This is a genomic window from Mesorhizobium sp. M2C.T.Ca.TU.002.02.1.1, assembly GCF_003997225.1.
On record NZ_RZTO01001278.1, the window covers coordinates 1 to 1,069 of the forward strand.

Annotated in this window: 1 protein-coding gene and 2 tRNA genes; 1 reads left to right on the plus strand and 2 read right to left on the minus strand. The window is 62.8% G+C overall.

Features of this window, described 5'->3' with window-relative positions; translation table 11 throughout:
- Positions 1–26 precede the first annotated feature (26 nt).
- Entirely contained in the window at positions 27–482 is a 456-nt protein-coding gene (locus tag EOD07_RS35445; protein ID WP_127238439.1) for a YidB family protein, read from the plus strand.
- An 80-nt stretch (positions 483–562) separates the two neighbouring features.
- Here the strand turns inward: EOD07_RS35445 and EOD07_RS35450 are convergent.
- Positions 563–636: transfer RNA gene (locus tag EOD07_RS35450), tRNA-Gly, on the minus strand.
- Between the two features lie 87 nt (positions 637–723).
- A tRNA-Tyr gene (locus EOD07_RS35455) sits at positions 724–808 on the minus strand.
- Positions 809–1,069: the final 261 nt, after the last annotated feature.

Sequence of the window (1,069 nt, forward strand, 5' to 3'; positions counted from 1 at the left end):
GACTTGGCTGGATAAGGAGATCCGTTATGGGCCTTTTTGACAACGCCGTTCCGGGCGGCAACATCACCAAACCCCTGATGATCGCGCTCGGCGCGCTTTTGGTCGGCAAGATGCTGAGCGGCAGAAGCGAGGAAGCGGCCGCGCCGCAAGCGCCGGCGCCGACGCCTGCGGGAACCGACGCGTCGGCCGATGGCGGCCTGCTCGGTGGCCTCGGCGGCCTGCTCGACAAGCTGAAGGATGCCGGCCACGGCAACATCGCCGATTCCTGGGTCGGCACCGGCCAGAACCAGTCGATCAACCCTGGTGATCTTGGCTCGGCGCTCGGGCCGGCGGTGATCCGCGAGATCGCGCAGCGCACCGGCATGAGCGAGCAGGAATTGCTGCAGCAGCTCTCCACGGCGCTGCCGGGCATCGTCGACAAGCTGACGCCGAACGGCCAGATCCCGCAGAACCATCAGGTCGCGTCGGCCTTCAACAGCTAACAGCTAAACGGCTGGATGACAGGAAGACGCTGCGCGCCACGGTGCGCGGCGTTTTCTTTGGAGCATGCGAAGAAGAAATCTGGAGCGGGTAGCGGGAATCGAACCCGCATATTCAGCTTGGAAGGCTGCTGCTCTACCACTGAGCTATACCCGCGCCTTGCACTGAAGTACCGGATTCACCCGAAAAGCGCCATGCACTTTCGGTCCGAGACTTGTTCGTTCAGGGCTTCCGGGCCGGCAGTGGTGGAGAGGGTTGGATTCGAACCAACGTAGGCTAAGCCAACGGATTTACAGTCCGTCCCCTTTAACCACTCGGGCACCTCTCCAGTCTGCCGCCGGAGCCATGCAACGAGGCATTTCTGCCGATCCGGAGCCCGAGTAAGATCTTCTCCGAAATCAGCGAAGCGCCTTATGGCGGCAAGGCCGGTGGGTGTCAACCGGCGCGGCGAGGGTTTTTCGAGGATGTCCGGCATTCATTGCCGCAGGCCGTATCCTTGGCCGGTCGGGATCGCTATAGAGGCCGCATGAGCGACGAGAAAAGCAACAAGCCCGGCACGCGCAAGGACACCCACTACGCGAAGCTGAGG

What these genes read in the sequence shown, in the direction of transcription:
- EOD07_RS35445 (WP_127238439.1), top strand. Translation starts at nt 27, where the DNA reads ATGGGCCTTTTTGACAACGCCGTTCCGGGCGGCAACATCACCAAACCC.